The 24,583-nt window shown below is 70.2% G+C and carries 22 protein-coding genes; 10 read left to right on the forward strand and 12 right to left on the reverse strand.

Annotated features, from left to right (window positions below):
- Positions 1-21: 21 nt before the first annotated feature.
- The gene (locus tag F4560_RS28825; RefSeq protein ID WP_184925201.1) at positions 22-417 is read left to right on the forward strand and encodes a bacteriophage spanin2 family protein; all 396 of its coding nucleotides are present in this window, start codon (positions 22-24) and stop codon (positions 415-417) included.
- Positions 418-484: 67 nt separating this feature from the next.
- Positions 485-709: a DUF1918 domain-containing protein gene (locus tag F4560_RS28830; RefSeq protein WP_184925204.1), complete on the forward strand. Its 225-nt coding sequence runs from the start codon at positions 485-487 to the stop codon at positions 707-709.
- On the opposite strand, the gene F4560_RS28835 is transcribed toward F4560_RS28830, so the two are convergent.
- Positions 631-1,341 (reverse strand): TetR/AcrR family transcriptional regulator, encoded by a 711-nt coding sequence (locus F4560_RS28835; protein ID WP_312869532.1) that lies wholly within the window; start codon positions 1,339-1,341, stop codon positions 631-633. The genes F4560_RS28830 and F4560_RS28835 overlap by 79 nt on opposite strands.
- 72 nt (positions 1,342-1,413) lie before the next feature.
- On the opposite strand from F4560_RS28835, the gene F4560_RS28840 reads away from it, so the two are divergent.
- Positions 1,414-2,322: an NAD-dependent epimerase/dehydratase family protein gene (locus tag F4560_RS28840; protein WP_184925210.1), complete on the forward strand. Its 909-nt coding sequence runs from the start codon at positions 1,414-1,416 to the stop codon at positions 2,320-2,322.
- 33 nt (positions 2,323-2,355) lie between these two features.
- Here the strand turns inward: F4560_RS28840 and F4560_RS28845 are convergent, their stop codons facing one another.
- Both F4560_RS28845 and F4560_RS28850 read right to left on the reverse strand, forming a co-directional pair.
- Positions 2,356-3,165, reverse strand: coding sequence for an inositol monophosphatase family protein (locus F4560_RS28845; RefSeq protein WP_221483680.1), 810 nt, complete (start codon positions 3,163-3,165; stop codon positions 2,356-2,358).
- A gap of 67 nt (positions 3,166-3,232) precedes the next feature.
- Positions 3,233-4,222, reverse strand: a complete 990-nt coding sequence (locus F4560_RS28850) for a malate dehydrogenase (RefSeq protein WP_184925216.1) — start codon at positions 4,220-4,222, stop codon at positions 3,233-3,235.
- 165 nt (positions 4,223-4,387) lie between these two features.
- Between F4560_RS28850 and F4560_RS28855 the strand changes: the two genes are divergently transcribed.
- The gene (locus tag F4560_RS28855; protein ID WP_312869873.1) at positions 4,388-4,978 is read left to right on the forward strand and encodes a pentapeptide repeat-containing protein; all 591 of its coding nucleotides are present in this window, start codon (positions 4,388-4,390) and stop codon (positions 4,976-4,978) included.
- Between the two features lie 11 nt (positions 4,979-4,989).
- Here F4560_RS28855 and F4560_RS44995 read toward each other — a convergent pair whose 3' ends face one another.
- From F4560_RS44995 to F4560_RS28870, 3 genes are all read right to left on the reverse strand, one after another.
- Complete coding sequence (locus tag F4560_RS44995) at positions 4,990-7,977, reverse strand: glycohydrolase toxin TNT-related protein (RefSeq protein WP_312869533.1); 2,988 nt, start codon at positions 7,975-7,977, stop codon at positions 4,990-4,992.
- A gap of 83 nt (positions 7,978-8,060) precedes the next feature.
- Complete coding sequence (locus tag F4560_RS28865) at positions 8,061-9,569, reverse strand: TNT domain-containing protein (RefSeq protein ID WP_184925222.1); 1,509 nt, start codon at positions 9,567-9,569, stop codon at positions 8,061-8,063.
- Positions 9,566-10,072 carry a hypothetical protein gene (locus F4560_RS28870; protein WP_184925225.1) on the reverse strand — a complete coding sequence of 169 codons (507 nt, stop codon included), beginning with the start codon at positions 10,070-10,072 and terminating at the stop codon, positions 9,566-9,568. Before F4560_RS28870 ends, F4560_RS28865 begins: the two co-directional genes overlap by 4 nt.
- 193 nt (positions 10,073-10,265) lie before the next feature.
- Between F4560_RS28870 and F4560_RS28875 the strand changes: the two genes are divergently transcribed.
- The 4 genes from F4560_RS28875 to F4560_RS28890 are packed head-to-tail and all read left to right on the forward strand — an operon-like array spanning position 10,266 to position 13,604.
- A complete protein-coding gene (locus F4560_RS28875; protein WP_184925228.1) occupies positions 10,266-11,474 on the forward strand; it encodes an MFS transporter in 1,209 nt (402 codons plus the stop codon).
- The gene (locus tag F4560_RS28880; protein WP_312869534.1) at positions 11,446-12,396 is read left to right on the forward strand and encodes a DMT family transporter; all 951 of its coding nucleotides are present in this window, start codon (positions 11,446-11,448) and stop codon (positions 12,394-12,396) included. Before F4560_RS28875 ends, F4560_RS28880 begins: the two co-directional genes overlap by 29 nt.
- A 37-nt stretch (positions 12,397-12,433) precedes the next feature.
- Positions 12,434-13,291, forward strand: a complete 858-nt coding sequence (locus tag F4560_RS28885) for a bifunctional methylenetetrahydrofolate dehydrogenase/methenyltetrahydrofolate cyclohydrolase (protein WP_184925230.1) — start codon at positions 12,434-12,436, stop codon at positions 13,289-13,291.
- Between the two features lie 19 nt (positions 13,292-13,310).
- On the forward strand, positions 13,311-13,604 hold the full coding sequence (locus F4560_RS28890) for a DUF3017 domain-containing protein (protein ID WP_184929459.1): 294 nt from the start codon (positions 13,311-13,313) through the stop codon (positions 13,602-13,604).
- A gap of 6 nt (positions 13,605-13,610) precedes the next feature.
- On the opposite strand, the gene F4560_RS28895 is transcribed toward F4560_RS28890, so the two are convergent.
- Entirely contained in the window at positions 13,611-14,174 is a 564-nt protein-coding gene (locus F4560_RS28895; RefSeq protein WP_184925233.1) for a TetR/AcrR family transcriptional regulator, read from the reverse strand.
- Between the two features lie 74 nt (positions 14,175-14,248).
- Between F4560_RS28895 and F4560_RS28900 the strand changes: the two genes are divergently transcribed.
- Positions 14,249-14,815, forward strand: a complete 567-nt coding sequence (locus tag F4560_RS28900; protein WP_184925236.1) for a dihydrofolate reductase family protein — start codon at positions 14,249-14,251, stop codon at positions 14,813-14,815.
- Between the two features lie 338 nt (positions 14,816-15,153).
- On the opposite strand, the gene F4560_RS28905 is transcribed toward F4560_RS28900, so the two are convergent.
- The 3 genes from F4560_RS28905 to imuA' all read right to left on the reverse strand — a co-directional run bounded on the left by F4560_RS28905 (position 15,154) and on the right by imuA' (position 21,124).
- A complete protein-coding gene (locus tag F4560_RS28905) occupies positions 15,154-18,483 on the reverse strand; it encodes an error-prone DNA polymerase (protein ID WP_184929460.1) in 3,330 nt (1,109 codons plus the stop codon).
- A gap of 262 nt (positions 18,484-18,745) precedes the next feature.
- Positions 18,746-20,335: a DNA polymerase Y family protein gene (locus tag F4560_RS28910; RefSeq protein WP_184925239.1), complete on the reverse strand. Its 1,590-nt coding sequence runs from the start codon at positions 20,333-20,335 to the stop codon at positions 18,746-18,748.
- A gap of 48 nt (positions 20,336-20,383) precedes the next feature.
- Complete coding sequence (imuA', locus tag F4560_RS28915) at positions 20,384-21,124, reverse strand: DnaE2-dependent mutagenesis accessory factor ImuA' (RefSeq protein ID WP_184925242.1); 741 nt, start codon at positions 21,122-21,124, stop codon at positions 20,384-20,386.
- A 538-nt stretch (positions 21,125-21,662) separates the two neighbouring features.
- Here imuA' and F4560_RS28920 point away from each other — a divergent pair.
- Positions 21,663-22,235 (forward strand): hypothetical protein, encoded by a 573-nt coding sequence (locus F4560_RS28920; protein ID WP_184925245.1) that lies wholly within the window; start codon positions 21,663-21,665, stop codon positions 22,233-22,235.
- 80 nt (positions 22,236-22,315) lie between these two features.
- On the opposite strand, the gene purH is transcribed toward F4560_RS28920, so the two are convergent.
- Together purH and purN are read right to left on the reverse strand one after the other, a co-directional pair.
- Entirely contained in the window at positions 22,316-23,899 is a 1,584-nt protein-coding gene (purH, locus tag F4560_RS28925) for a bifunctional phosphoribosylaminoimidazolecarboxamide formyltransferase/IMP cyclohydrolase (RefSeq protein ID WP_184925248.1), read from the reverse strand.
- Positions 23,896-24,531: a phosphoribosylglycinamide formyltransferase gene (gene purN / locus F4560_RS28930; RefSeq protein ID WP_184929461.1), complete on the reverse strand. Its 636-nt coding sequence runs from the start codon at positions 24,529-24,531 to the stop codon at positions 23,896-23,898. Before purN ends, purH begins: the two co-directional genes overlap by 4 nt.
- Positions 24,532-24,583: the final 52 nt, after the last annotated feature.

Here is a 24,583-nt window from a genome sequence, read left to right on the forward strand (position 1 = left end):
GTCAACGAATGGGAGCACTCCATGCGCGCAGGTCGTCCGCTCGCCACCATCATGCTGGCGCTGGGCCTCATCGGGGCCGCGTCCGGCTGCGAGGCCGTCCAGCAGGCGTCGGACACCGCGAACCAGGTCGGCCAAGCGGCGGACAAGGCGACCGTGTGCATCGAGGCGCTCAAGCTCGCGAACTTCACCCCCACCGCCACCGACCCGCAGAAGGCGCTGGAGGAGACCCAGAAGAAGGCCGAGGAGCTGAACGCCCTCGCCGCGAAGGCCGGCGACGCCACGCTCAAGGACGCCATCACCGGCGTTTCCGACAAGATGAGCGCCGTGACGCTGGAGGACGTGAACCCGGCCAACGCCGCCGCCTGGGCGCAGGAGAAGCTGGACACCGTCTCCAAGCTGTCCAACGCCTGCTCCTGAGCGGAAAAGCCAGGCTGTCGGTACCTTCGGAACCGTCCTACCCTGGGAGGCACCGGAGGTGTTGCAGATGCACGCGACAGTAGGTGACCGGTTGCACGTCCACAGCCGCGCGGTGGGTCTCGACGAGAAGATCGGCGAGATCGTGGAAGTCCGCGGCTCGGAAGGTGCGCCCCCGTACCTGGTCCGGTTCTCGGACGGCCACGAAGGGCTGGTCTACCCAGGCCCCGACACGCTGGTCGAGCCCCGGGCCTCTGAATCACCCAGGATCAAGGACTCGACCTCGGCGCGGTAGAGCAGCGCCGGGTCGACTCCCATCGGTCCGAACTGCCCGGAAACCTCCAGGCTGAGCACGCCGTGCAGCCTGGTGAACCCGCGCAGGCCGGTGAGCAGCACGGCGGGGGGCACGTACCCCTCGCCGCGTGAGCCGGCCCATGCCACGAGCTGGGCATCCAGTCCACTCGTGGCTTCCTGGCGCGGTTCCCCTTCTCTCGGCAGCACACTCAGGAACGCGCTCATCGTGCGGTGTGCGGCCATGATCGTGTCTTCCGGCGCCTGGTAGCCGGGCACCGGCGTGCCGAACAGCAGCAGGTACCGGTGCGGCTGGGCGATGGCCCACGACCGGAAGCCTTCCCCGAACGCGCGCACCCGATCGGACGGGTCCGCGTCCTCCGATGCCGCGACCGCCGCCTCCACGGTGTCCGCCAGGTCGTGCCACGCGTCCGTGACCAGGTCGTTCAGCAGGTCGTCGCGCCCCTTGAAGTACCGGTAGAGAGCGGGACCCGTCACGCCCATGCGCTTGGCGATGGCGTTGACCGAGATCCCGGCGATCCCCTGCTCCGCCAACTGCTCCAGCGCGATGCGCTTGACCTCGACCTTCGTCTCCTCGCGGAACCGTTCGCGCCGCACGTTGACCACTCTGCGCACCTCCTTGACAAATACACCCTAACTTGTGTTAGAACTTCTAACAACAGTGAGAGCTTGATACGAGGGGGAATCATGACGGTCGTCGTTCTGGGAGCGGGTCGGGGTATCGGTCGGGAGATCACCCGCCAGTTGGTGGCGGCAGGGAGAGAGGTTCGGGCTGTCACACGTTCGGGTGGAGTTCCGGAGGGTGCGCAGGACATGCGCTGCGATCTGATGGACCGGGCGTCGACGTTCAAGGCCGTGGAAGGCGCGTCGGTGGTCCACCTGTCCGCCAACGTCCCGTACACCAGCTGGGTGGACATGCTGCCGACGATGGTCGACAACGCCATCGCCGCGGCGGAGGCCGTGGGCGCGAAGATCGTGTTCGCGGACAACCTGTACTCGTACGGCCCGGTGTCCGGCCCGATCACCGAGGCCACGCCGGAACGGCCCGTGGGGCCGAAGGAGAAGCTGCGCAGCGAACTCGGCAAACGGCTGCGGAAGGCGTCCGTGCCGGTGGCGACCGGTCGTTCCTCGGACTACTACGGTCCGGGCGGCACGTCGTCGTTGCCCGGCGAGCTGGCGATCAAGCCGATGACGCAGGGCAAGGGCGCCATGTGGTTCTGGCCGCTGGACGTCCCGCACACGTTCGCCTACCTCGCCGACACCGCACGGGCGCAGATCTTGCTGGGCGACGACGAGCGGGCGGACGGGAAGGTCTGGCACACGCCGGCGGCCGAGACCCTGTCCGTGCGGGACTTCATCGCGCTGACCGGACAGGTGCTCGGCAACGCGCGCAAGCCGTTGCGGCTGCCGTCGGTCGCCGTCACCCTGAGCGCGATGTTCGACAAGCGGTTGCGCGGTTCGACCGAAATGGACCACCAGCGGACCAAGCCGTGGGTGGTGGACCATTCCGCGTTCGAGTCTGCTTTCGGACCCTTTCCAGTGACGCCGCACGAGAAGGCGATCGCGGAAACGGCACAGTGGTACCGGTCCGCGTGAGCGAAACGGCAACCTGGGAACGTTCCCGGCCGGTCAGCCGAGGATGGTGCTGATCAACTCGTCGGCGAGGGCGGGCGTGGCGGCGGCGATGCCCGACCACCGACGGGAAAGGTCCAGGTCGAAGGTCAACGGCCGGCCGTGCAGGTCGAGCAGCGCTCCCCCGGCCGCCGGCACGGTCACCAGGGCGGCGATCAGGTCCATCAGCCGGTGGGTGTCCGAACCGGGGTCGGCGAACGCGTCCACCGAGCCCTCCGCGACCAGCGCCGTCTCCAGACACGTCGTGCACAGCACCCGGATCCGGTCGGCTTCGTTCGCCACCCGCATCCACGCTTCCTCGGTGCCGCGCTTCGGCCGCATCATGCACACCGACGCGCCCTTGAGCTTCGTGCGGCCGGTCGTGCGGAACGGCGTGGGGCTGCCCGCGTGCGCGGACCAGGCCCGGCCGGTGTCGAACCAGACGGTGAGGGCTTCGACCGGCTGGTCGTCGATCACCAGCGCGCCCGCGAAGCACGACAGCGGCACGCCGAGCGCGGCGTTCGCGGAACCGTCCACCGGGTCGATCACGAGGGTCGCGGCGGACCCGTTGTCGATGAACCCGGCTTCCTCGGACAGCAGGTTTGCGCCCGCATCGGCGGCGGCCTCAGCGATCGCGGCCTCCACGATCGCGTCGACTCGCATGGTCGGCGTGCCGTCCGCGCCGTCGGCGACCTCCTCGCGCAACTGCACGCGGGTGAACTCGCGGCGGGCCTGGTCGTAGGCGCGGGACGCGGCGATCGCGGTGGCGGCGAGCGCCGGGTGCACGTCGGAGGGCAGGTTGGGCGCGGGCACGGGCCACTGGTTCATGACCCCCAACATGCCACGAGAGGGCCACCTCGGCGGCCCTCTCGTGGGGTATGACTCTTCGGAGAACTCAGATCAGGCCGAGTGCCTTCACCGCGTCGCGCTCCTCGACCAGCTCGGCCACGGAGGCGTCGATGCGGGCGCGGGAGAAGTCGTCGATCTCCAGCCCCTGCACGATCGAGTACTTGCCACCGGTCACCGTGACCGGGAACGACGAGATGATGCCTTCCGGCACGCCGTACGAGCCGTCCGACGGGATGGCCATGGAGACCCAGTCGCCCTCGGCGGTGCCGTTCACCCAGTCGTGGACGTGGTCGATCGCCGCGTTCGCCGCCGACGCCGCCGACGACAGGCCGCGCGCCTCGATGATCGCCGCGCCGCGCTTGGCCACGGTCGGGATGAACTCGTTCTCCAGCCAGGCCTGGTCGTTCACGGCCTCGGCCGCGATCTGCCCGTTGACCTCGGCGTGGAACAGGTCCGGGTACTGGGTGGCCGAGTGGTTGCCCCAGATGGTCAGCTTCTTGATGTCGGTGACCGACACCCCGAGCTTCTTGGCCAGCTGCGCCAGCGCCCGGTTGTGGTCGAGGCGGGTCATCGCGGTGAACCGCTCGGCGGGCACGTCGGGCGCGTGCTGCTGGGCGATCAGGGCGTTGGTGTTGGCGGGGTTGCCGACCACCAGCACGCGCACGTCCTCCGCCGCGCCCGCGTTGATCGCCTCACCCTGCGGCTTGAAGATGCCGCCGTTGGCCTCCAGCAGGTCGCCGCGCTCCATGCCCTTCGTGCGCGGGCGGGCGCCGACCAGCAGCGCCACGTTCACGCCGTCGAAGGCGGTCTTGGCGTCGTCGGTGATGTCGACGCCGGACAGCAGCGGGAACGCGCAGTCGTCCAACTCCATCGCGGTGCCCTCGGCGGCCTTGACGGCCTGCGGGATCTCCAGCAGGCGCAGGCGGACCGGGACGTCGGGTCCGAGGAGGTGGCCGGAGGCGATGCGGAACAGCAGTGCGTAGCCGATCTGGCCGGCCGCACCGGTGACGGTGACGTTCACGGGCGTGCGGGTCATGTGCCTTCCCGAATGTTGTGGCTTCAGTCCTCGGGCACGACCACTAGGCAGGCTGACGACCTGTCAGCGGCGGTCTCTACTCCGGGACCGCGCACCGGGCGGGGTTACCCGGCAGGTCGGAGGTTACCAACTGGCGAACGGTGGCAAGGTGTGACAGTGGACATCATCGGGGACATCGTGGGTGAGGACTACTCCGACGCGGTCGTGTACGGGGAGGAGTGGGCGGGCCGGTCGTTCGTCCGGTGCGACTTCACCGAGGCCGACATGCGCGGGTTGGTGACGTCCGGCTGCACGTTCACCGAGTGCACGTTCGACCGGACCGACCTCGGCGAGTCGACGCACGACGCCACCGCGTTCCGGTCGTGCCGGTTCACCCGGGCGGTGCTGGCGTCGTCCACGTTCACGTCGTGCTCGTGGCTCGGGTCGGTGTTCGTGGACTGCGTGATGCGGCCGATCTCGTTGAAGGAGACCGATCTCACGCTCGCCGGGCTGACCGGGGCCGTGCTGCCCAAGGCGTCGCTGCGCGGGATGCGGTTGCGGGAGGCCAACCTCGAGGGCGCCGACCTGCGTGACGCGGACCTCCGGGACGCCGACCTGACCGGCGCCCGACTGCTGGGGTGCCGGTTGGAGGGGACCGATCTCCGCGGTGCGCGACTGGACGCCGACGGGCTCGTCCAAGCCACCCTGCGGGGTGCGCGGGTGGACTTGGACACGGCCGTCGCCTTCGCCGCCGCGCACGGGTTGCGCGTCGGCTGACGTGTTTCAGTTCAGTGGTTCGGGGCGTCCTGGTTGGCGACCTCCACCAGCACGCCGTCGGCGACCATGTCGTCGATCGTCTTCGGCATCAGGTAGGCGGTGCCGCCGCCCGGCTGCTCGAACCACGGCACGGCGATGCCGGTCAGCACCTCGACCGGTCGGCGCAGGCGGTAGACGTGGTACGGGCGGTTGATCCAGGACGGCACGAGTGAACGTTGGGCGAACGGGGTGCCCGCCGCGTAGACGAGGTTGCCCTCGCCCTCGCCGAAGCGGTCCACCTCCATGCCCGCGGGCAGCTCGACCATCTTCTTGTGCCGGAACAGGGTGAGCGGCGGTTCGCCGTTCATCGGGTTGATCGGCCAGGAGCGCTGGGCCTTCGGCTCCTGGATCGACGTCGCGGCAGCCGACTGCGCGCCGACGGACTGCGGTGCGGGCTGCACGACCTGGGTGGCCTGCGCCGGCGCCGGTGGTTCGACCGTCGGGCGCTGCGGCGGCGGTCCGGGGCGACGCGGCGGTTCTTCGCGGAACCCGTTGTTCAGGCCGTTGTTCAGGCCATTGTTCAGCCCGTTGTTCATGGGCGGACGCGGGCGCTGCGGGGGTGGCGGCATCGGGGCCGGCGGGCGGGGTGCGCGTCGGTTGGTGAGCACCAGCCGGCCGATCAGGTAGGCGGCGGCGTCCTCCAGGCGGTCGAAGCGGACCGGGTTGGTGGGGCCGTGGTCGTAGTACGACACTTCCCAGTCCTGGCCGTCGACGCGGAGCATCCAGGCGCGGTCGGCCGGCTCGCCGCCGAACCGGTAGGCGGTCGGCGGCACGTCCAGGCCGTCCAAGGTGCGTCGGACGGCGGACAGCTCGCGTTCCTCGTCCGGCGTGACCTGGCGGGGCTCTACCGGCGTCGGCATGTCGACCGGCGTCAGTGGTTCGACCTGCTGCGGTGGTTCGACCGGCTGTAGTTGTTCGACGTGCTGTAGTTGTTCGACGTGCTGTGGTGGTTCGACGTGCTGCAGTGGTTCGACGTGCTGCAGTGGTTCGACCGGCTGCTGGCTCAGGCTCGGGGTGGGTGGCGCGGGCGGGTCGACGTCGTCGAACAGCTCCACCGCGGGGGCGAACTGGGTCGCTTGGTCCGCGAACGGCGGCGGCACCTGCTCAGTGACGTGCTGTTCAGGGACGTACTGCTCGCTGACGTACTGCTCGCCGACGTGCTGGTCGAGGGCCTGTTGGTCGTCGTGACGCGGCTCGAACCGGGTGTCGTCCGGCTCGGCGAACTGCGATTCGGCCGGCTCGGCGAAGTGGTCACGCGGCTCGGCGAAGTGCGACTCCACCTGTTCCGGCGCGTACAACCGGTCCTGGTCCACGTCGAACGCGGCGGTGACCTCGGCCTCGTCCTCGTCAACGTCGTCGGCGGTGTCGTACGCGGTGTCGTGCGCCGGGTCGTTCGCAGGCTCGTTGACCGTGTCGTTCGCCGTGGGCTCGGCGGTGTCCTCAAGATCGGCGGCCGAGTGGCGCGCGTCGGTCTCGGCGGACGGTTCCCCGAGCGGCTCGTGCTCCGCCGGCTGTTCGTACCCAGGCTGCTCGTACAGGGGCTGTTCGTAAGCAGGCTGTTCGTAAGCAGGCTGTTCGTACGCAGGCTGTTCGGCGTGCGCGGGCTCGTCGCTGATCGCCCGTACCTCGGCGGTCTCCTCGGCGGGCTCGATGTCCGGCTCGGCGTCGGATTCCTCGTCGGTGAACGGGTTCCAGGTCTGGGTGTCGTTCAGCTGGGGATCGTGCGACCCGATGCCGTTCGACTGGGGCTCGGTGGACTGCGTCTCTGCGGACTGCGACTCGATGGACTGGGACTCGTTCGACTCCTGCTCGTACGCGGCGGGGGCGAACAGGTCCATGCCGTCCACGTAGGACTCGCGCCGGTACCGGTCGTCGATCACCGGGCCGTCCTCGTCGAACCGCACCCGGTAGGGCGGACCGTCCTGGGCGTACTCGATGATCTCCGGCCGCAGCTCGGTGAGGTTCGCGGTCTCCTCGACGTCCGCCGGCGGCTCGCTCACCGGCTGCGGGGTGTCGTCGGCGGTCAGGTCGGGCAGCGGCGCGGCGACCGTCGGGCCCACCTCGACCGGCTGCTCGACCTCCACCGGTTCGGCGACCGGCAGCACGGTGCCCTGTGGCGCGGCGGGCGCACCCAGGTTCGCCGCGGCGGCGACCCGCGCTTCCTCCGTCACCTCGGGCAGCACGAAGTCCTGCGCCTTGGCCCGCTCCACCAGCTCCGGCTCCGGCGGCACGCCGTACGTCCGCAGGTAGTAGCCGACGGCGGCGGGCCAGATCCAGTGCCCGTCGGTCTGGAACGCCACCGGCACCAGGGCCGGCGCGTCCGGGTTCAGCACGTCCGCCTCGAACACGCGCCCGATCACCGCGACCGGCGCCCGGTCCAGGTAGCTCAGCAGCAGGTCGCGGTCCGTCTCGGCGACCGGCGGTCGGCTCACGGACGGACGTCCGCCCGGACCGGCGCCGTCGAACACCCGGGCCGTGCGGAACGCCGGCGGCTGATCAGGCGGCGGCTGGTCGAGTGGCGGTGGCGCGGTCTGCTGGAGACGGCGGCGCAGCCAGTCGGGCACGTTCTCATCGGTGCGCGGGAAGAACCGCATCTCGTCCAGGTACGCCTGCGGCGGCGGTGGCGTGGTCCAGGACGGCTCGGCGCGGTCGAAGTCCAGGTTGTAGCTGGACGGGTGGTCCAGCTGGTACCGGGCGTTCGACCAGCTGCCCCGGCCGTCGCGGTACATGCCGGCGCGCAGTCGCGAGAACAGGCCGGCCACCTCGTGGGGCGGCGACCAGGCACGCATGGCGCCGTCGGCCGTCCGCACCTCGGCGGCCAGCTCGAAGTACCGGCCGGTGGCGCGGTACTCGGCCGTCACGTGCCGCCACTCCTCCGGCGCGGCGCGCATCAGCGTCAGGCCGATCTGCTTGACCAGCGCATCCTGCTCGGTCGGGTTCAGCGGCTTCAGCTCGGACACGTGCAACATCTTCCCCCTCAGGTCCCTCTGCCCGCACGGGGACCCGCTGAGCCGAACGGACCAATGACGCGTAGCGACCGTCGCTAGACGCCCGGTGGCGGCGTCCGGAGCCCCGCCGCAGCCTCCTCCACCAGGCTCCCATCGGCCAAAAGATCGCGCACGGACCTGGCCAAGAAGTAACCAGTGCCACCCCCGACCTGCCCGAACCACGGCACCGCGACGCCCTTCAGCGCGGGCACCGGCTGCAAAACCCGGTACACGTGGTACCGGCGGTTCAGCCACTCCGGCGGCAACGAGCGGTTGCCGAACACCGTGCCGGCCGCGTAGACGAGGTTGCCGGTGTCCGCGCCGAACCGGTCCAGCTCGGCGCCGACCGGGATGACGACGTCCTCGTGGTCCCGGAACAACGACAGCGGCGGCTCGTCGGGCAACGGCTGGATGCCCGGGACCGGCGTCACCAGGGCGCCGGTGTCCGCCGCGCGCGTCCGGTCCACGTCCGCCTGCCACAGCAGCTCGGCCAGCAGCACCTTCGCCGCGTCCACCGCGTGCTCGTACACCCTGGGCCGACCGTGCGGGCCGCGATCGGCGTCCCAGAACTGGACCTGCCAGCCGGACCGGCCGGGCGCGGGTTCGATCACCAGCGCGTCGGGCTTCGGCTCCACGATGCCGTACGCGGACGTGGCGACGCCGTAGTGGTCGAGCCGGATCTTGAGGTGGTCGAGCGCGCGCTGGTCGACGTCGGTGATCACCCGCGGCCGGTGCTCGGGCGGCGGTGCGCCCTCGGTTTGCCCGGTGGCGACGGCGTTCGCCGCGCTCTCCGCCTCCGGTGAGACGTTCGGCACGGTGTAGCCGTTGTCCCTGATGTGCTCCACGAGCTGCGGCAGCGGCGGGACGCGGTGGTGGCGCAGGTAGTACGCCACGCCGCCCGGCCACGCCCAGGTGCCGTCGGTGTGGAAGGTCAGCGGCACGGACGGGGTGGCATCCGGCTTGAACGCGTCCGCGCCGTAGGAGCGCGCGGACAGCACGACCGGCGCGTTCTCCAGGTAGGCGAGGACGTCGTCCACTTCCTGCGGGTGCACGGCCGGGCGGTGGTGCACCGGGTTGCCCTGCGGGTCGGCCCCGTCGAACACCGGCGCGGCGAACAGGCTGCTCTTCACCGGCCCCAGGCCCGCGCGTTCGCGCAGCCACGCCGGGATCGCGTCGTCGTCACGCGGGTAGAGCTGCAACTCCTCGGCGCAGTGCTCGGGCGTGGGCGGCTGGTTCCAGTCCGGCTCGCGGTCCCGGTCGAACTCCGCCGAGTACGTGTCCGGGTGCACGAGGCGGAACTTCATCGAGAACCACGTGCCGGCGTCCGGGCTCGCCATGCCGTCGCGCAGCTGCACGAAGAACGGCAGCGCCTCCGGCGGCAGGTCCCAGTCGAACGACGAGCCGTACATGGTCAAGCCGGAGACCTGCGCCTCCACGTGGGCGCCCACCATCCGGAAGTCGACGAACAGCTGCTCCCAGTCGCCGGGCAGGCGCTGCACCAGCAGCGTGGTGACGGAGCCGAGGATCGCGTTCTGGTCCTCGACGTCCAACTGCGGCGCGGTCATGTGTTCTGCTCCTCGGTGCTTGCTTCCTCGGTGCTTGCTTCCTTGGGGCCGGTTTCCGCCTCGACCAGCTTGGCGCGCAGCCAGTCGGGGACGTAGGCCTCGTCGCGGGGGAAGGCCTGGAGGTCACGGGCGAAGTCCGCCGCCGGCACCGGCGGGTCGAACTTGGGGTCGTGGTCGAAGTTGTAGGTGACGTCGATCCGGGCCGGCGCGTTGACCACGCACCGCGCCGAGAACCACGTGCCGCGTCCCGGCTGGTACAGCACCTGCCGCATCTCCTGGAAGGCGGCGGTCAGCCCTTCCGAAGGGACCACCTCGGGGGTGCCGCCGTCCGGCATGTACACCTTCAGCGTCACGTCCCGCACCGCTGCGGTCATCCGCACCAGCAGGTCGATCCGCCGGAAGCCTTCGGGAGCAGCGTCGAGCAGCATGCCGCCGATGTGCTGGAGCAGCTCGTCGTGGCGCTGCTCGGGAGCCGGCCGGTCGGAGGGCTGCGTTGGGCTCATTCGGGTAGCTCCTGACGTAGATCTCGGTGGTGCCGTCGGCGAGCGTCACACGCCATCGGCTCCGGTACCGGCGCCGCGGGCCGCGGGGGGCGTGTCGATCACTTCGACCGTACCGCCGGACTTCGTGGACTCGCCGACCGTTCCCGGATATCCGTGACCGTTTTGTCGGGGGGTCGGGGCAGAGTGTCACCCCGTGCTCCGTCCGTACCGGCAACTCGCCGCGATACCCCACCTGCCATGGCTGCTCTTGTGGTCGATCGTGGGCCGCATCCACCTGCCCGCGACGCCGTTGGCGGTGTCGTTCCTGATAGCCGGGTGGACGGGCTCGTACGCGGTGGCGGGCGTGGTCGGCGGTGCGTTGACGTTGGGCATGGGTGTGGCCGGGCCGGTGCGGGGGCGTGCGGCGGACCGGAGTCCGGCTGGGCGGTTGCTGCTGGTCACGGCCTCGGGTTACGGCGTGGGCATCGCGGTGTTGGGTGTGCTGCCCGCGTTCACGCCTAGCTCGGCGTGGCCGGTGGCGGCGGTGGTGGCGTTCCTGACGGGGTTGAGCACGCCACCGGTGACGGCGATGAGCCGGGCGAGCTTCCCCAGGCTGGCCACCGGTCCGGCGCGGTCGGCGGTGTTCACGGTCGAGGCGTCCATGCAGGAGGCCATGTACATCGCGGGTCCGGCGGGGGCGGCGGTCGCGGTGGCGGTGTGGAACGGGCAGGTCGCGCTGTGGCTGTGCGGTGCGCTGGCGGTGCTCGGCGCGTTCGGGTTCGGTGGCGCGTTGCGCCGGGCGGGGTTGAACGAGCCGGTGGGGTCGGCAACAGCCCGGAACGGGCGGACGTTGCTGCGGGACGGGCCGCTGGTGCTGGCGTTCGGCACGGCGCTGTGCATGGTGGCGTCGCTGGTGTCGATCGACCTGGTGATCATCGCGTGGGCCCGGGACCTCGGCACACCCGCGGTCGCCGGCGCGTTGACGGCGGTGTGGGGCGTCGGGTCCCTGGCCGGTGGGCTGATCGCGGGAGGTCTCAGCGGGCGGGTCCATTTCCCGCGGCGGATGCTGTTGATGGCGCTCGGCGTGGCGCCGCTGGTGCTGGTGCTGCCGCCAGTGCTGGAACCGTCGTCGGTGTGGCTGATCGGTCTGGTGCTGGGGGTGGGCGGGATGGCGATCGCGCCGGCCATCGCGGCCAACAACGAGCGGATCAACGGGCTCGCGCCGGAGGACCGGAAGGTCGAGGCGTTCGGCTGGATGGGCACGTTCACCACGGCGGGTTCGGCGTTGGCGCTGCCGCTGGCAGGGTCGTTGCTGGACCACTTCGGACCTGCGGCGGCGGCCGGGGCGAGTACGGCGGCGGCGTTGCTCGGGGCGTTCCTGGCGAGCCGGGTGCGTGAACGGGAGGCTGTTCCGGTTGGGTGACCGGGTTCGACTGGTCGGCGGGCTCGTCGCGTTCGTCGGCGGGGTGTTCCTGGCCGTTCAGGGACGGTTGAACGGCGAGTTGGGGCACGTGTTCGGCGACGGCTTCCTGGCCGCGCTGGTGTCGTTCGGCGGCGGGTTGGCCTTGTTGTTGTTGGGTGTGCCGACGACGGCCGCCGGACGTGCCGGGCTGGCTCGGCTGCGCTCGTCACTGCGGTCCGGACGGATCCGCTGGTGGCAGTGCGTCGGCGGGGCTTGCGGCGCGTTCTTCGTGTCCACGCAGGGGTTGACGATCACGGCGCTGGGCGTGGCCGTGTTCACGGTGGCAGCGGTCGGCGCGCAGACGGTGAGCAGCCTGCTCGTGGACCGGGCAGGACTCGGACCGGCCGGTCGAGTCTCGCTGAGCGCGCCACGCGTGATCGGTGCGGGCCTCGCCGTGGTGGCGGTCGCGATCGCGGTGTCGGACGAGTTCGGCGACCCGTCCGCCTTGTGGCTGGCACTTCTACCCGCCGTGGCCGGAATCGGTCTGGGCTGGCAGCAGGCGATGAACGGGCTGGTCCGCGAGGCGGCGCAGAGCACGCGCGTGACCACTTTGGTCAACTTCGGCACCGGGACCATCGTCCTGCTCGCCGTGTGCGCCGTCGACCTTGCCGTGCGCGGGTTCCCTACCCAGGCCCCGACCGAACCGTGGTTCTACCTGGGCGGCATCCTCGGCATCGTGACCATCGGCACGGCCGTGCTGGCGGTGCGCTGGCTGGGTGTGCTGGTGGTGGGCCTGTGCCAGGTCGCCGGGCAGCTGGTCGGCGCGATAGTGGTCGACGTGATCGCACCCGCCCCGGGCGAACAACTGTCGGCCGCGACGGTCGTCGGCACGGCGTTGACGCTGCTCGCGGTGGTGGTCGCGGCGCGCCCGCGAGCACGGTGATGCGAACGCGGCCGGTGGTGATGAGAGGATGAGGCACGTGACTGCGACGACTCTCGACGGCAAGGCCACCCGGAACGCGATCTTCGAAGACCTGCGCGTGCGGGTCGCCGCGTTGGTCGAGCAGGGGGTGACGCCCGGCCTGGCCACCGTGCTGGTCGGCGACGACCCCGGGTCGCACTCGTACGTCCGCGGCAAGCACCTGGCCTGCGCGAAGGTCGGCATCACGTCGATCCGCCGCGACCTGCCGTCGGACATCACGCAGTCACAGCTCGAAGACGTCATCGACGAGCTGAACGCCGACCCGGCCTGCACCGCGTACATCGTGCAGCTGCCGCTGCCCAAGCACCTCGACCCGAACCCGATCCTGGCGCGCATCGACCCGCGCAAGGACGGCGATGGCCTGCACCCCGTCAACCTGGGCAAACTCGTCCTGGGTGACGAGGGCCCGCTCCCCGCCACGCCGCGCGGGATCGTGGAGCTGCTGCGCCGGTACGACGTGCCGATCGCCGGGGCGAACGTGACCGTGGTGGGTCGTGGCGTAACCGTCGGCCGGCCGATCGGGCTGCTGCTGACCCGTCGCAGCGAGAACGCCACCGTGACGCTGTGCCACACCGGCACCAAGGACTTGGCGGCCGAGGTGCGGCGGGCGGACATCGTGATCGCGGGTGCGGGCAGCCCCGGCTTGATCACGGCGGACATGGTGAAGCCCGGCGCGGCCGTGGTGGACGTCGGCATCACCCGGACCGAGGCCGGTCTGGTGGGCGACGTGCACCCGTCGGTGGCCGAGGTGGCCGGGTACCTGGCGCCGATCCCGGGTGGCGCCGGTCCGATGACGATTGCGATGCTGCTGACCAACACGGTCGAGGCAGCCGAGCGCAACGTGGCGACGGCCTGAGGCGGAAGCGGTGGAGTTGTTGCCGGAACAGCGCTGGCGGTCCGGGGCGGGCAGGCACCTGCCATTCGCGCTGGTGCTGGGCGTGGTCGGGTTGGGTCTCCTGCGGATCGTGCAGTACCACTGGAGGCAGGGCGCGGTGCTGATCGGGCTCGCGCTCCTGATCGCGGCCCTGCTGCGGGTGCTCGTCACCGACGAGCAGGCAGGCCTGATCGCGATCCGCAGCCGCAGCGTCGACGCGTTGCTGTACTCGGGTCTGGGGTTCTCGGTGATCGTCGTGGCGATGACCATCATCGGCGGCCCCCTCGACCGCTGACACCGCCTACGTGCGGTCGACCAACGCCGTGATCAGCTCCTTCATCTCGTCCTCCGGCAACACCTCCGGCAGGGTCAGGTGCTCGACGATCATGCCGCTCATCGCCAGGTAGAGGGACACGACGGTGGTCCGGTCCCCCGGCAGCCCCGCGTCCAGGTGGAAGCGGACGTTCTGCTCCAGGTTGTCGCTGATCGTCTTGGTCAACGCGGCCTGCAACTCCGGCCGCCTGGTCGCCTCAAGTCGCAGCTCCAACAACGCCAGGTACCCCGTCCGGTCGACCTGGAGCCGTTCGAGCAGGTCGCGAAGCAGCCGCTCCACCAGGCTCTTGTCCGGTGGCGCCGCCATCGTCTTGGCCAGCCGCTGCGCACTGGGCGCGAGCCTCACGTGCACGTACTCGCCCACCTGTCTCAACAGGTCGTCCCGGTTGGCGAAGTAGTTCGAAGCGGTGCCACCGGGCACCCCCGCCTCCTGATCCACAGCCCGAAACGTCAGACCACGGGCGCCCTCTCGCGCCAACACCTCAACCGCCGCGTCAACGAGCGCCGTTCGCCTGGTCGGGTTACGCACCATGATTCCTCCTTGACAACCACTCCAACCATAGTACTACAGTCAGAGTGGTCACCAGAACCCCCAAGGAGAACCCCATGCGAACCCTGACCTACTTCGTCGCGACCTCGCTCGACGGCTTCATCGCCGACCCGAAGGGCGGCTTCGGCGACTTCCTCTTCGAAGGCGACCACATGACCGCCCTCTTCGAGGAGTACCCCGACACCCTGCCCGCGCAGGGCCGCGAGGCCATGGGCATCGACGCGCCGAACCAGCACTTCGACACGGTCCTCATGGGCCGGGCCACCTATCAAGTCCCCGGCGGCCTACCGAGCCCGTACCCACACCTACGCCAATACGTGGCGTCCAGCAGGCTCAGCACCACGCCGATCGACGTCGAGGTAGTAGCCGACCCCCTGACCAAGGTCCGCGAACTGAAAGCCGAGACAGGCCTGGGCATCTGGCTGTGCGGCGGCGGCAGACTGGCCGCCACACTGCTGCCCGAGATCGACGAACTGATGCTCAAGGTCCACCCGATCGTGCTAGGCAAAGGCATCCCCCTCTTCGCCGGCGAATTCCCCACCACCCGCTTCGCCAAAGCCTCAACCAGAACCTTCGACACCGGCGTCATATTCACCACCTACACCAAGGCCGACACCCCCTGACACCGGTTGACACGGACGCCCACCGGCGGCCGACATGGGGCCGCCACCGACCTCGGCACAGACAGCTGTATCGCTTGACACCAGCAGCTGCACCGCTTGACACGAGCAGTTGCAAGTGAACTTCACCCAATCAACCCGCCCCGAATCACACCGCCACAACCCACAAGGCCCGATTTGACATGGGTTCGGGTGCCATAGGCTGGTCGTAGCCGGCAGGCTTGGCGGGCGCTTTATCCGCCATGCCTGCCGGTTGCGGCCTGCCTGGGGTGCCCGTAAGGGCCCCATGTCAAATCGAGCCGTACCGCACCCCCACCCCACTCCACCTAACCCACCTCACCTCACCGAAAATCCCGAGACCGAGACGGTATACGCAGATCCAACTGCTGCAACCGCTCAGCCCGAATACTGATAACCCCTTCAGCCGATTCAACCACCCCCCGGACAAGCAACGCAGGACTACTCCGAGCAACCTTCCGATAACGAGCCCACAACCCCGTCGTACACACCACGTTCACCATTCCAGTCTCGTCCTCGATATTGAGGAACGTGACACCCCCCGCAGTACCGGGCCGCTGCCGATGCGTGACAGCACCACCGATCAACACCCTGGTGCCGTTGGGCACCCGAACCAACTCAGCCGTCGTCAGTGCCCCCAGCCCGACCAACCGATCACGCACGAACTCGGTCGGAAAACTGTCCGGTGACAACCCCATAGCCCAGACATCCGCAACCGCCAGTTCCACCTCGTCCATACCGGGCAGAGCAGGCGCATCAGTACCCACCACAGTCCCAGGCAACCGATCAGGCCGGATCTTCGCCACAGCCCCCGCCGACCACAGCGCAGCACGCCGATCAAGACCAAAACAACCAAACGCACCCGCAGTAGCCATAGCCTCCACCTGAGCAGTGCTCAGCCGGACCCTGGCACCGAAATCCGCCATATCCACATACGGCCCACCCCCCGATTCCCGTTCCGCAACCACAGCTTCGGCAACCTTCTGACCCACACTCCGAATACCCCCCAACCCGATACGCACAGCTTGTTCACCGCCACCCTCACCATCAACCAACTCAAGGGTCGCGTGCGCAAGGCTGGCATTGACATCAGGCCCAAGCACACGCACACCGTGACGACGGGCATCCGCAACAAGTGATTGAGGTGAATAGAAGCCCATGGGCTGAGCACGCAGCAGAGCCGCACAGAACGCGGCCGGGTGGTAGAGCTTGAACCAGGAGCTGACGAAAACGATGTGCGCGAAGCTGAGCGCGTGGCTTTCCGGGAAGCCGAAGTTGGCGAACGCCAACAGTTTCGCGTAGATCTGCTCGGCCAGTTCGGGACCGACGCCTTTCGCTTCGGCGCCCTCGTAAAAGCGGTCGCGGAGGCGTTCCATCCGGTGCGTGGAGCGTTTGGCGCCCATGGCTCGGCGCAATTCGTCGGCCTCGGCGGGGCTGAAGTCGGCCACGTCGACGGCGATCTGCATCAACTGTTCCTGGAACAGCGGCACGCCGAGGGTCTTCTTGAGCGCACCCTCCAGCAGGGGGTGGTCGTAATCCCACTCCTCCTTCCCGTTCCGGCGGCGGATGTAGGGGTGCACCGAGCCGCCCTGGATCGGGCCGGGGCGGATCAGGGCGACCTCGACCACCAAGTCGTAGAACGTCCGCGGCTTGAGCCGAGGGAGGGTGGCCATCTGGGCGCGACTCTCCACTTGGAAGACACCAACCGAATCGGCGCGCTGCAACATCTCGTAGACGCGTTGGTCCTCCAGGTCGAGGTTGCCGATGTCGACCTCGATGCCCTCGTGCTCGCGCACCAGGTCGATGGCGTAGTGCAGGGCCGAGAGCATTCCCAGTCCGAGCAGGTCGAACTTCACCAACCCGATGGAGGCGCAATCGTCCTTGTCCCACTGCAACACCGTGCGGTCGGCCATCCGGCCCTTCTCCACCGGACACACCTCGCTGACCGGCCGGTCGCAGATGACCATGCCGCCGGAGTGGATGCCCAGGTGGCGCGGGAAGTTCTCCAACTCGGCGGCCAACTCCAACACCGGACGCGGTATGCCACCTTCGTCCACTGTGGACCGTAGTGGGCCCCAGCGGTCGATCTGCTTGCTCCACGCGTCCTGCTGGCCGACCGAGTAGCCGAGTGCCCGCGCCACGTCCCGGATCGCCGACCGACCGCGGTAGCTGATGACGTTCGCGACCTGCGCGGCGTGCCGTCGTCCGTACTTGCGGTAGACGTACTGGATGGCCTCCTCGCGGCGGTCCGATTCGATGTCGAGGTCGATGTCGGGAGGGCCGTCCCGTGCCGGGGCCAGGAAGCGCTCGAAGAGGAGGTCGAACCGGACCGCGTCGACGTTGGTGATGCCCAGCGCGTAGCAGACCGCGGAGTTCGCGGCCGAGCCGCGGCCCTGGCACAGGATGTCGTTGCGCCGGCAGAACGAGACGATGTCGTGCACGACGAGGAAGTAACCGGGGAAGTTCAACTTCTCGATGATCTTCAGCTCGTGCTCGATCTGCCGGTAGGCCCTGGGGTTCTCGCCGATGGACCGATAACGACGGGCCGCGCCCGCGTAGGTCAGCTCACGCAGGTGGCTGTTCTCGTCGTGACCGGCCGGCACGTCGAACGGCGGCAGTTGCGGCGCGATGAGCTTCAGGTCGAACTGGCACTGCATGCCGAGCACGGCCGAGCGGTGCACCGCGCCGGGGAAACGGGCGAACCGGCGGGCCATCTCCGCCCCCGACCGCAGGCACGCGGTGCGGCCGGGAGGCAGCCAGCCGGTCATCTCGTCCAGGCTGCGCCGTGCCCGCACGGCCGCCATCGCCGCGGCCAACCGACCACGCGCGGGCACCGCGTAGTGCACGGCGTTCGTCGCCACGGTCGGCAACCCCAGGTCGTGGGCCATGCCCCACAGCAGATCATTGCGCGGGCCGTCCTCGGGGTAGCCGTGGTCGGTCAGCTCCACGAACACCCGGTCCGCACCGTAGAGATCGACCAGCCGGCGCAGCTGGGCGAACGCCGCCTCCGGGCCTTCCCGCGTCAACGCCCGGCGCACCGAGCCCTTGCGGCAGCCGGTGAGCACGACGCAGTCGTCCTTGGTGTCCGCGACGACCTCGTCCAACCGGTAGACCGGCCGTCCTTTCTCGCTACCGTCGGCGAGTTGGCCGGTGGTGATCGTGCGGCACAACGCGTGATAGCCGTCGCGGTTCGTGGCCAGCAGGAGGAGGTGCTCGCCTTCCGGGTCGGGCACACCGTTCTGCGGTGCGGACAGTCCGAGGCTCAGCTCGGTGCCGAACACCGTGCGCATGCCGAGTTCCTTGGCCGCCTCCGCGAACCGCACCACGCCGTACATGCCGTCGTGGTCGGTCAACGCCACCCCGTCCAACCCGAGCTGCTGCGCCGCTTCCACCAGCTCTTCGGGGTGGCTCGCGCCGTCGAGGAAGCTGAAGTTGGAGTGGCAGTGCAGCTCGACGTACGGGACGCGGTTGCGGGTCGCACCGAGGTCGTCCACCTTGACCGCGAAATCGGACGGCGCCTCGTAGCGGTCACGATGGCGCGTCCACGCCGGACTGTCGCCGCCGTCCGGGACCGGAGCGTCTTTCGCTGACGCTCGGCCCGACAGCGCGCGTTCCAGCTCCGACCAGCGGACCGGAGGGTTGTTCCAGCCCATCAGCGCAAGTCGTCGGGAGCTCGCCGAGGCGCCGGGATCGGCGACGTCGGGGGCAGCTGCGACGGGAGCCAACCGAAACTCACCACGTAAGCCGGCCCACCACGCTGCTCAGGCACGCCACCCCGACCCAGCCCGCCACGCTGACCCAACCCGCCACCCTGCCCGTCACCCCGACCCAGCACGTCACCCTGACCCGACACACCGAAGTCGGCCAACCACTCAGCCAAACCACGGCGATCCCACTCGAAAAAGTCACCGCTCATCAGTCGTACACCCCTTCCACCGCCCACTTCCCACCCGCCCGGATCAGCAGGAACGCCAGTTCCTCGCCGTCCGAAGCGGTACCCAGCACCTGGAGCCGCGCGCCACGCATCGCGGTCTCCTCGTCCCACCAGCGCTCGTCCACCGGCCACGGCCCCGACCACGCCACGACCTGCCGCGTCCGTCCGGCGTGCACGATCCGGTGCGGCTGGACGACCAGCTCGGCGTACCCGGTGACCACGACGTCCGCGCCCGACTCGTCCAGCAACGCGACCGGCTCGGGTTCGCTGAACACCGTCGCCGGCGACGGCGCGGGCAGCTGCCCCGGCCACGGCTGGTCCGGGTCCGCCGCCGGGGTGCGCTCGTCGCCCCACGGCACCAGCCGCACCCGCTCGACCGGCCCACGTCCACCACCGAGCACGGGCGTGAGCACGGCGTCCGGCCCGAGCAGGCCTTGGACGTGCACCATCGCCCGCGCCGCGCGTTCGGCCGCCTCACCCTGGTCCTGCCCCGCGCCCGGCCACAGGCCCAGTTGCAGGACGGTGGCGTCGACCACCTCTTCCGGATCGAGTCGGAGCAGGTGGATAACGGCGGTGAGCCCGGCCCGGTTGAGGTGAGCACGGGTGAGCCAGCCGTCGAGTTGCCAGCGGACGCGGTCCGCGATGCCCTGGGGGGTGAGCGGGTCGGCGCAGCGCCACACCCGGTGCAGTTCCTCGCCGTTCTCCGTCGTGGCCCGGATACCGAGGCGGGTGCAGGCCAAGCCTCGGTCGGCGAGGCCCGTGTGCAGGCGTTCGGCGAGGCCCTTGGCCGCGAACGCCGCCGCGTCGACCCGGTCGATCGGCGGGTCGAGGCGCCGGGTGACCGACAGCTCGGGCGGCGGCCGGCGGCGGGACCGGGGTCGTTCCTCCATCCCGGCGGCCAACCGGTGGGCCAGCACGGCCGCGCGGCCGAAGCGGGTGGCGACGTCCCGTTCGGGGATGGCGGCGAACGCGCCGAGAGTGCGCAGACCGAGGCGGCGCAACAGGTCGACCAACTCGGCCCGGTCCGCGCGGTGCTCGGCGGGTTGGTCGAGTTCGTGGACACCCAGCGGCGCGAGGAATTCGCTGGTACCGCCAGGCGGCACGATCAGCCCTCGATGCGCGGCCAGGGTCGCCGCGAACAGCCCGTCGGCGAAACCGACCTGCGCTTCCACTCCGACGCTGACCGCCACCTGGTCCACCAGGCGTTCGGCGGCCTGCTCGGCGGACTTGTAGTAGCCGACCGGGCCCTGGGCCGCGACGACCACCAGCCCTGGCCGGACCACCTCGATCCCCGGCGCGAGCTCCTCCACCGCCACCGCGACCGGTTCGAAAAGCCGGGCGTCACGCACCTCGTCGTAGTCGAAGACGACCAACTCGGGACACTGCCCCTGAGCCGCGCGCCGTCGCATCCCACGACGCACCCCCTCCGCCCGCGCGACCGCCGAACAGGCGACGACTTCACCCGATCCGATCACGGCGGCAGGCACGTGCGGCGGGAGCGCGGCCTCTGCGGAAGCCGCCACCACCGGCCAATCGGGACACCAAACGGCAAGCGTGTACAGGGGATTCACCTCTTCAGTGGGACGTGAGGCGGGAGGGCGTGAGGCGGGCAGCACCGGTCACACCGCCTCGGCTGTCGTCGGACGCGGTGCGGTGACATGCGGTGCGGTGACATGCGGTGCGGTGAGAGGAACCAAAGTGGGACGCGGCGTCGCGGTCCCCGACTGAACCGGCTGAACCGGCTGAGCCGGAAGAGGAAGACGGGTTTGCCTCGGTCTGGCGGCGGCGCCCCGCCCGGTCGCCTGGACCGTGACGGTCCGAGCGGACAGCACGCCGTGACCGGCTTCCAAGCCCGTCCACGGGCCAGGGGTCGCGGTCAATTCCACATCGGCGCCCGGCCACGCGACCGCGAACGGCAGCAGGACGGCTTTGCGGTGACGGGCTCGGGCCGAGAGCTTGCGGGACGTCGCCGGAGTGACCGGCGTGGCTACCACGACCAGGTCGAACCCGTCGAGCAGGGCCGCGATGGTCTTCTCGACCTCGCCCTGGTCCCTCCCAGGATGGGGGACCAGGGCGAGCCGATGGACGGCCACCCCCAGTTCGGCCGCCGCGAGTGCCCCGCACCGCGGCAGGCCTACAAAAGCCGCCCAGCACCCTTCCGTCGTCGCTTCGGCCACCAGCGCGAGCAGCAACGATGTCGACCCGCGCACCGACACCGTGCTGCCCCGCCGCAGGCCGCCCCAAGGGAGGAGCTCTGCCAGTTCCCCGCGAACCGGCAGAGCCGAGGCCGGTGCCGTGGTCAGCCCGCCCGCCGCGCCTACCCCGAGCGCGGTCAGCGTCGCCGTTGCCGACCTGGACACCCACCCTCCTCCCACTGATCCGCGCGCACCCCTGTGCGCGGATCGCCGTGGGAAGTCGGCGACCTGTCTGTCGAACGTGTGTTCGAACGACACGACGATCTTATCCCGAAGCAGCCCACCGCTGTCAATGCCAACGGCGCCCCCGATCGGGTGGCCGGCAGACTCCCGCGCGCATCGATCGACAAACACGGGGGGAACCGTGAACGCACCTCAGCACCCGCAGAACCAGCCTCGACAGCCTCAGCCCCAGCCCGGCTTCGGCGCTCCACAGCCGCCACCGGGAGCACCGGGCTACGGCCCGCCCGGCCAACCCCCCGGCTACGGCCAATCGGGCGTCCACCCCGACCTTCAGCCACCGGGCGGATACCAACAGCCAGGCGGGTACGGCCCCCAGCCACCCGGCACCCAACCGCCCGGCCTCCACCACCCCGGCCCTCACCCAGGCCCTCAACACCCCAGCCCTCAACACCAGGGCGCGTACGGCCCTCAGCCGCCCAAGAAAAAACGGACCGGGCTGGTCGTCGGAATCATCGTCGCAGTGGTCGTGCTCACCGCCGGCGGCGTCCTCGGCTCGTTCTACCTGAGCTACACCGACGAACCCGGAGGCGGCTCCGGCACGGACCCGGTCGCCGAGTGCGCCCTGAGCGCCGACCTCAAGTCACAGGCGCACGTCAGCAGCTTCCGCCTCCTCCAAGCACCCGCCGACAACGACTCGGGCATGAAGCACAGCCACTGCATGTGGGGCCAGACCAAGGGCAAGGACGGCCGCAACCCGCGCACCCTCGGCTTCCACGTCTACGACTACGCCGAGTTCTCCGAGAAGAATGACCGCAACATCGAATCGGCCAAAGGCAGCTACAAAGGCTTCACGTCGTACGCCGCCGGCCAGCAGGCCAAGCCGATCGACGGCTTGGGCGACGAGGCGATGATCGTCATCCCGTCCGACGCCGGCGACCTGACCGAGGTGAACCTGCTGGTCCGCAAGGGCCCGGTCGTCTGGAACATCCGCTACTCAGGCCACGACAAGGGTTTCTTCACCGACTCGCCGTTCCCGGTCGTCGACGCGGAGGACATCGCCCGCAAGACAGCCGAAGAACTGATCGCAAAGTGAAGCGAAGTGAAGTGAAGTAACGACAGTAACGAGCACGGGGGCTCCTCGCACCAAGCGAAGAGCCCCCGACCGACCAAAGATCAGTGCGCGAAGTGCCGCGTGCCGGTCAGGTACACGGTCGCACCGGCCGCCTCCGCCGCCGCGATCACCTCGGGGTCACGGACCGACCCACCGGGCTGCACGATCGCCCGCACACCGGCCTCCACCAGCACCTCCAGCCCGTCCGGGAACGGGAAGAAGGCGTCCGACGCGGCCACCGAGCCCCGCGCCCGGTCACCCGCGCGCGCGACCGCGAGCCGTGCCGCGTCCACCCGGTTGACCTGACCCATGCCCGCGCCGACGGTCGCGCCGCCGGACGCCAGCAGGATCGCGTTCGACTTCACCGCCCGGCACGCCCGCCAGACGAACGCCAGGTCCGCCAGCCCCGCCTCGTCCAACGGGGCGCCGCACGCCAACGTCCACTTGGCCGGATCGTCACCCTCGGCCTCGATGGTGTCCGCGGTCTGCAACAGCAGCCCTCCGGACACCGCACGCATCTCCACCCCGCCGCGCTCGGGCTCCGGCGCGACCAGGATGCGCACGTTCTTCTTGCGCGTCAGCACGTCCACCGCACCGTCCGCGTACGAAGGCGCGATGACGACCTCGGTGAAGATCTCCGCGACCTGCTCGGCCAGCTCCACGGTGACCTCGCGGTTCGCCGCGATCACCCCGCCGAACGCGCTCACCGGGTCGCACGCGTGCGCGTTGCGGTGCGCCTCGGCGATCGCACCCGGACCGTCCACATGGGACACCGCGATACCGCAGGGGTTGGCGTGCTTGATGATCGCCACGCACGGCAGCTCGTGGTCCCACGCCGCACGCCACGCGGCGTCCGCGTCGACGAAGTTGTTGTAGGACATCTCCTTGCCGTGCAGCTGCGACGCCGTCGCCAGGCCGGAACGCCCGTCGCCCTGCGTGTACAGCGCCGCCCGCTGGTGCGGGTTCTCGCCGTACCGCAGCACCTGCTTGCGGTTCCACGTCGCGCCGACCCAGCCGGGGAAACCCGAGCCCTCGTCGTCGGGCGCGACCACGCTGCCCAGCCACGAAGCCACCGCCACGTCGTACGACGCGGTATGCCGGAACGCGTCCACGGCCAACCGCTGCCGGTCCGCCAGGGTGAACCCGCCGTCCCCGACCTGCTCCAACACCCACGAGTACCGCGACGGGTCCACCACGACGGCAACGCTGGCGTGGTTCTTCGCCGACGCCCGCACCATGGCCGGACCGCCGATGTCGATCTGCTCCACGCACTCGTCCGCGGACGCGCCCGAAGCCACCGTCTGGGTGAACGGGTACAGGTTCACCACGAGCAGGTCGAACGGCTCGATGCCCAGCTCGCGCAGCGTCTCCACGTGCGACGAACGCCGGGTGTCCGCGAGCAGGCCCGCGTGCACGCCGGGGTGCAGCGTCTTCACCCGGCCGTCCAGCGCCTCCGGGAACCCGGTGACCTGCTCGACCGGGGTGACCGGCACCCCCGCGTCGGCGAGCGTGCGCGCCGTGCCGCCGGTGGAGACGATCTCGACCCCGGCCGCGTGCAGGCCGGTGGCCAGTTCCAACAGCCCCGACTTGTCGGACACCCCGATCAGGGCCCGACGAACCGGTCGCCTCTCGGCAGGAGTGGTCACGGGATGCTCACCTTTCGTCCGTTCACGGTGCAGCCCTCGCGGGCCAAGCGGGCGACCACGTCGACGAGCAGCCGCCGCTCCACCATCTTGATGCGCTCGTGCAGGCTTTCGACATCGTCGTCATCGGCGACGACGACCGCCTCCTGGGCCAGGATCGGCCCGGTGTCCACACCACCGTCCACCAGGTGCACGGTCGCGCCGGTCACCTTCACGCCGTAGTCGACGGCGTCGCGGACGCCGTGCGCACCGGGGAAGGCGGGCAGCAGGGCGGGGTGGGTGTTGACCATCCGACCGCCGAAGCGGGCCAGGAAGTCGGGTCCGAGGATCTTCATGAAGCCCGCGGAGACCACCAGGTCGGGCTTGTGCGCCTCGACGGCGTCGGCCAGCGCGGTGTCCCAGGCGGGGCGGTCGACGTGGTCGCGCAGCTTCACCGTGAAACCGGGGACGCCGACGCGCTCGGCGCGGCTCAGGCCCTCGATGCCGTCACGGTCGGCGCCGACGGCGACCACCTTCACCGGGTACCCGGGATCGGCCGCCGCGTCCAGCAACGCCTGCAACAGGGTGCCGGAACCGGAAACGAGGACGACGACCCTGGCGGGGACGGGAAGCCGGAGTGTGGTCGCGGCGCTCAGCGTGCTCTCCTTGCTGGGGACTGTCACAGCAGCTCAAGAGCAGCCTAGGCGT

The sequence above is a fragment of the Saccharothrix ecbatanensis genome (assembly GCF_014205015.1).
GTDB lineage: Bacteria > Actinomycetota > Actinomycetes > Mycobacteriales > Pseudonocardiaceae > Actinosynnema > Actinosynnema ecbatanense.

Excerpts from the sequence above, each read along its gene's own strand:
- F4560_RS28905 (WP_184929460.1), bottom strand. The coding sequence starts at position 18,483 with ATGGGCTGGAACAACCCTCCGGTCCGCTGGTCGGAGCTGGAACGCGCG.
- F4560_RS28870 (WP_184925225.1), bottom strand. The coding sequence starts at position 10,072 with ATGAGCCCAACGCAGCCCTCCGACCGGCCGGCTCCCGAGCAGCGCCAC.
- F4560_RS28830 (WP_184925204.1), top strand. The coding sequence starts at position 485 with ATGCACGCGACAGTAGGTGACCGGTTGCACGTCCACAGCCGCGCGGTG.
- F4560_RS28840 (WP_184925210.1), top strand. The coding sequence starts at position 1,414 with ATGACGGTCGTCGTTCTGGGAGCGGGTCGGGGTATCGGTCGGGAGATC.
- F4560_RS28850 (WP_184925216.1), bottom strand. The coding sequence starts at position 4,222 with ATGACCCGCACGCCCGTGAACGTCACCGTCACCGGTGCGGCCGGCCAG.
- F4560_RS28900 (WP_184925236.1), top strand. The coding sequence starts at position 14,249 with ATGCGAACCCTGACCTACTTCGTCGCGACCTCGCTCGACGGCTTCATC.
- F4560_RS28825 (WP_184925201.1), top strand. The coding sequence starts at position 22 with ATGCGCGCAGGTCGTCCGCTCGCCACCATCATGCTGGCGCTGGGCCTC.
- F4560_RS28865 (WP_184925222.1), bottom strand. The coding sequence starts at position 9,569 with ATGACCGCGCCGCAGTTGGACGTCGAGGACCAGAACGCGATCCTCGGC.
- F4560_RS28845 (WP_221483680.1), bottom strand. The coding sequence starts at position 3,165 with ATGAACCAGTGGCCCGTGCCCGCGCCCAACCTGCCCTCCGACGTGCAC.
- F4560_RS28895 (WP_184925233.1), bottom strand. The coding sequence starts at position 14,174 with ATGGTGCGTAACCCGACCAGGCGAACGGCGCTCGTTGACGCGGCGGTT.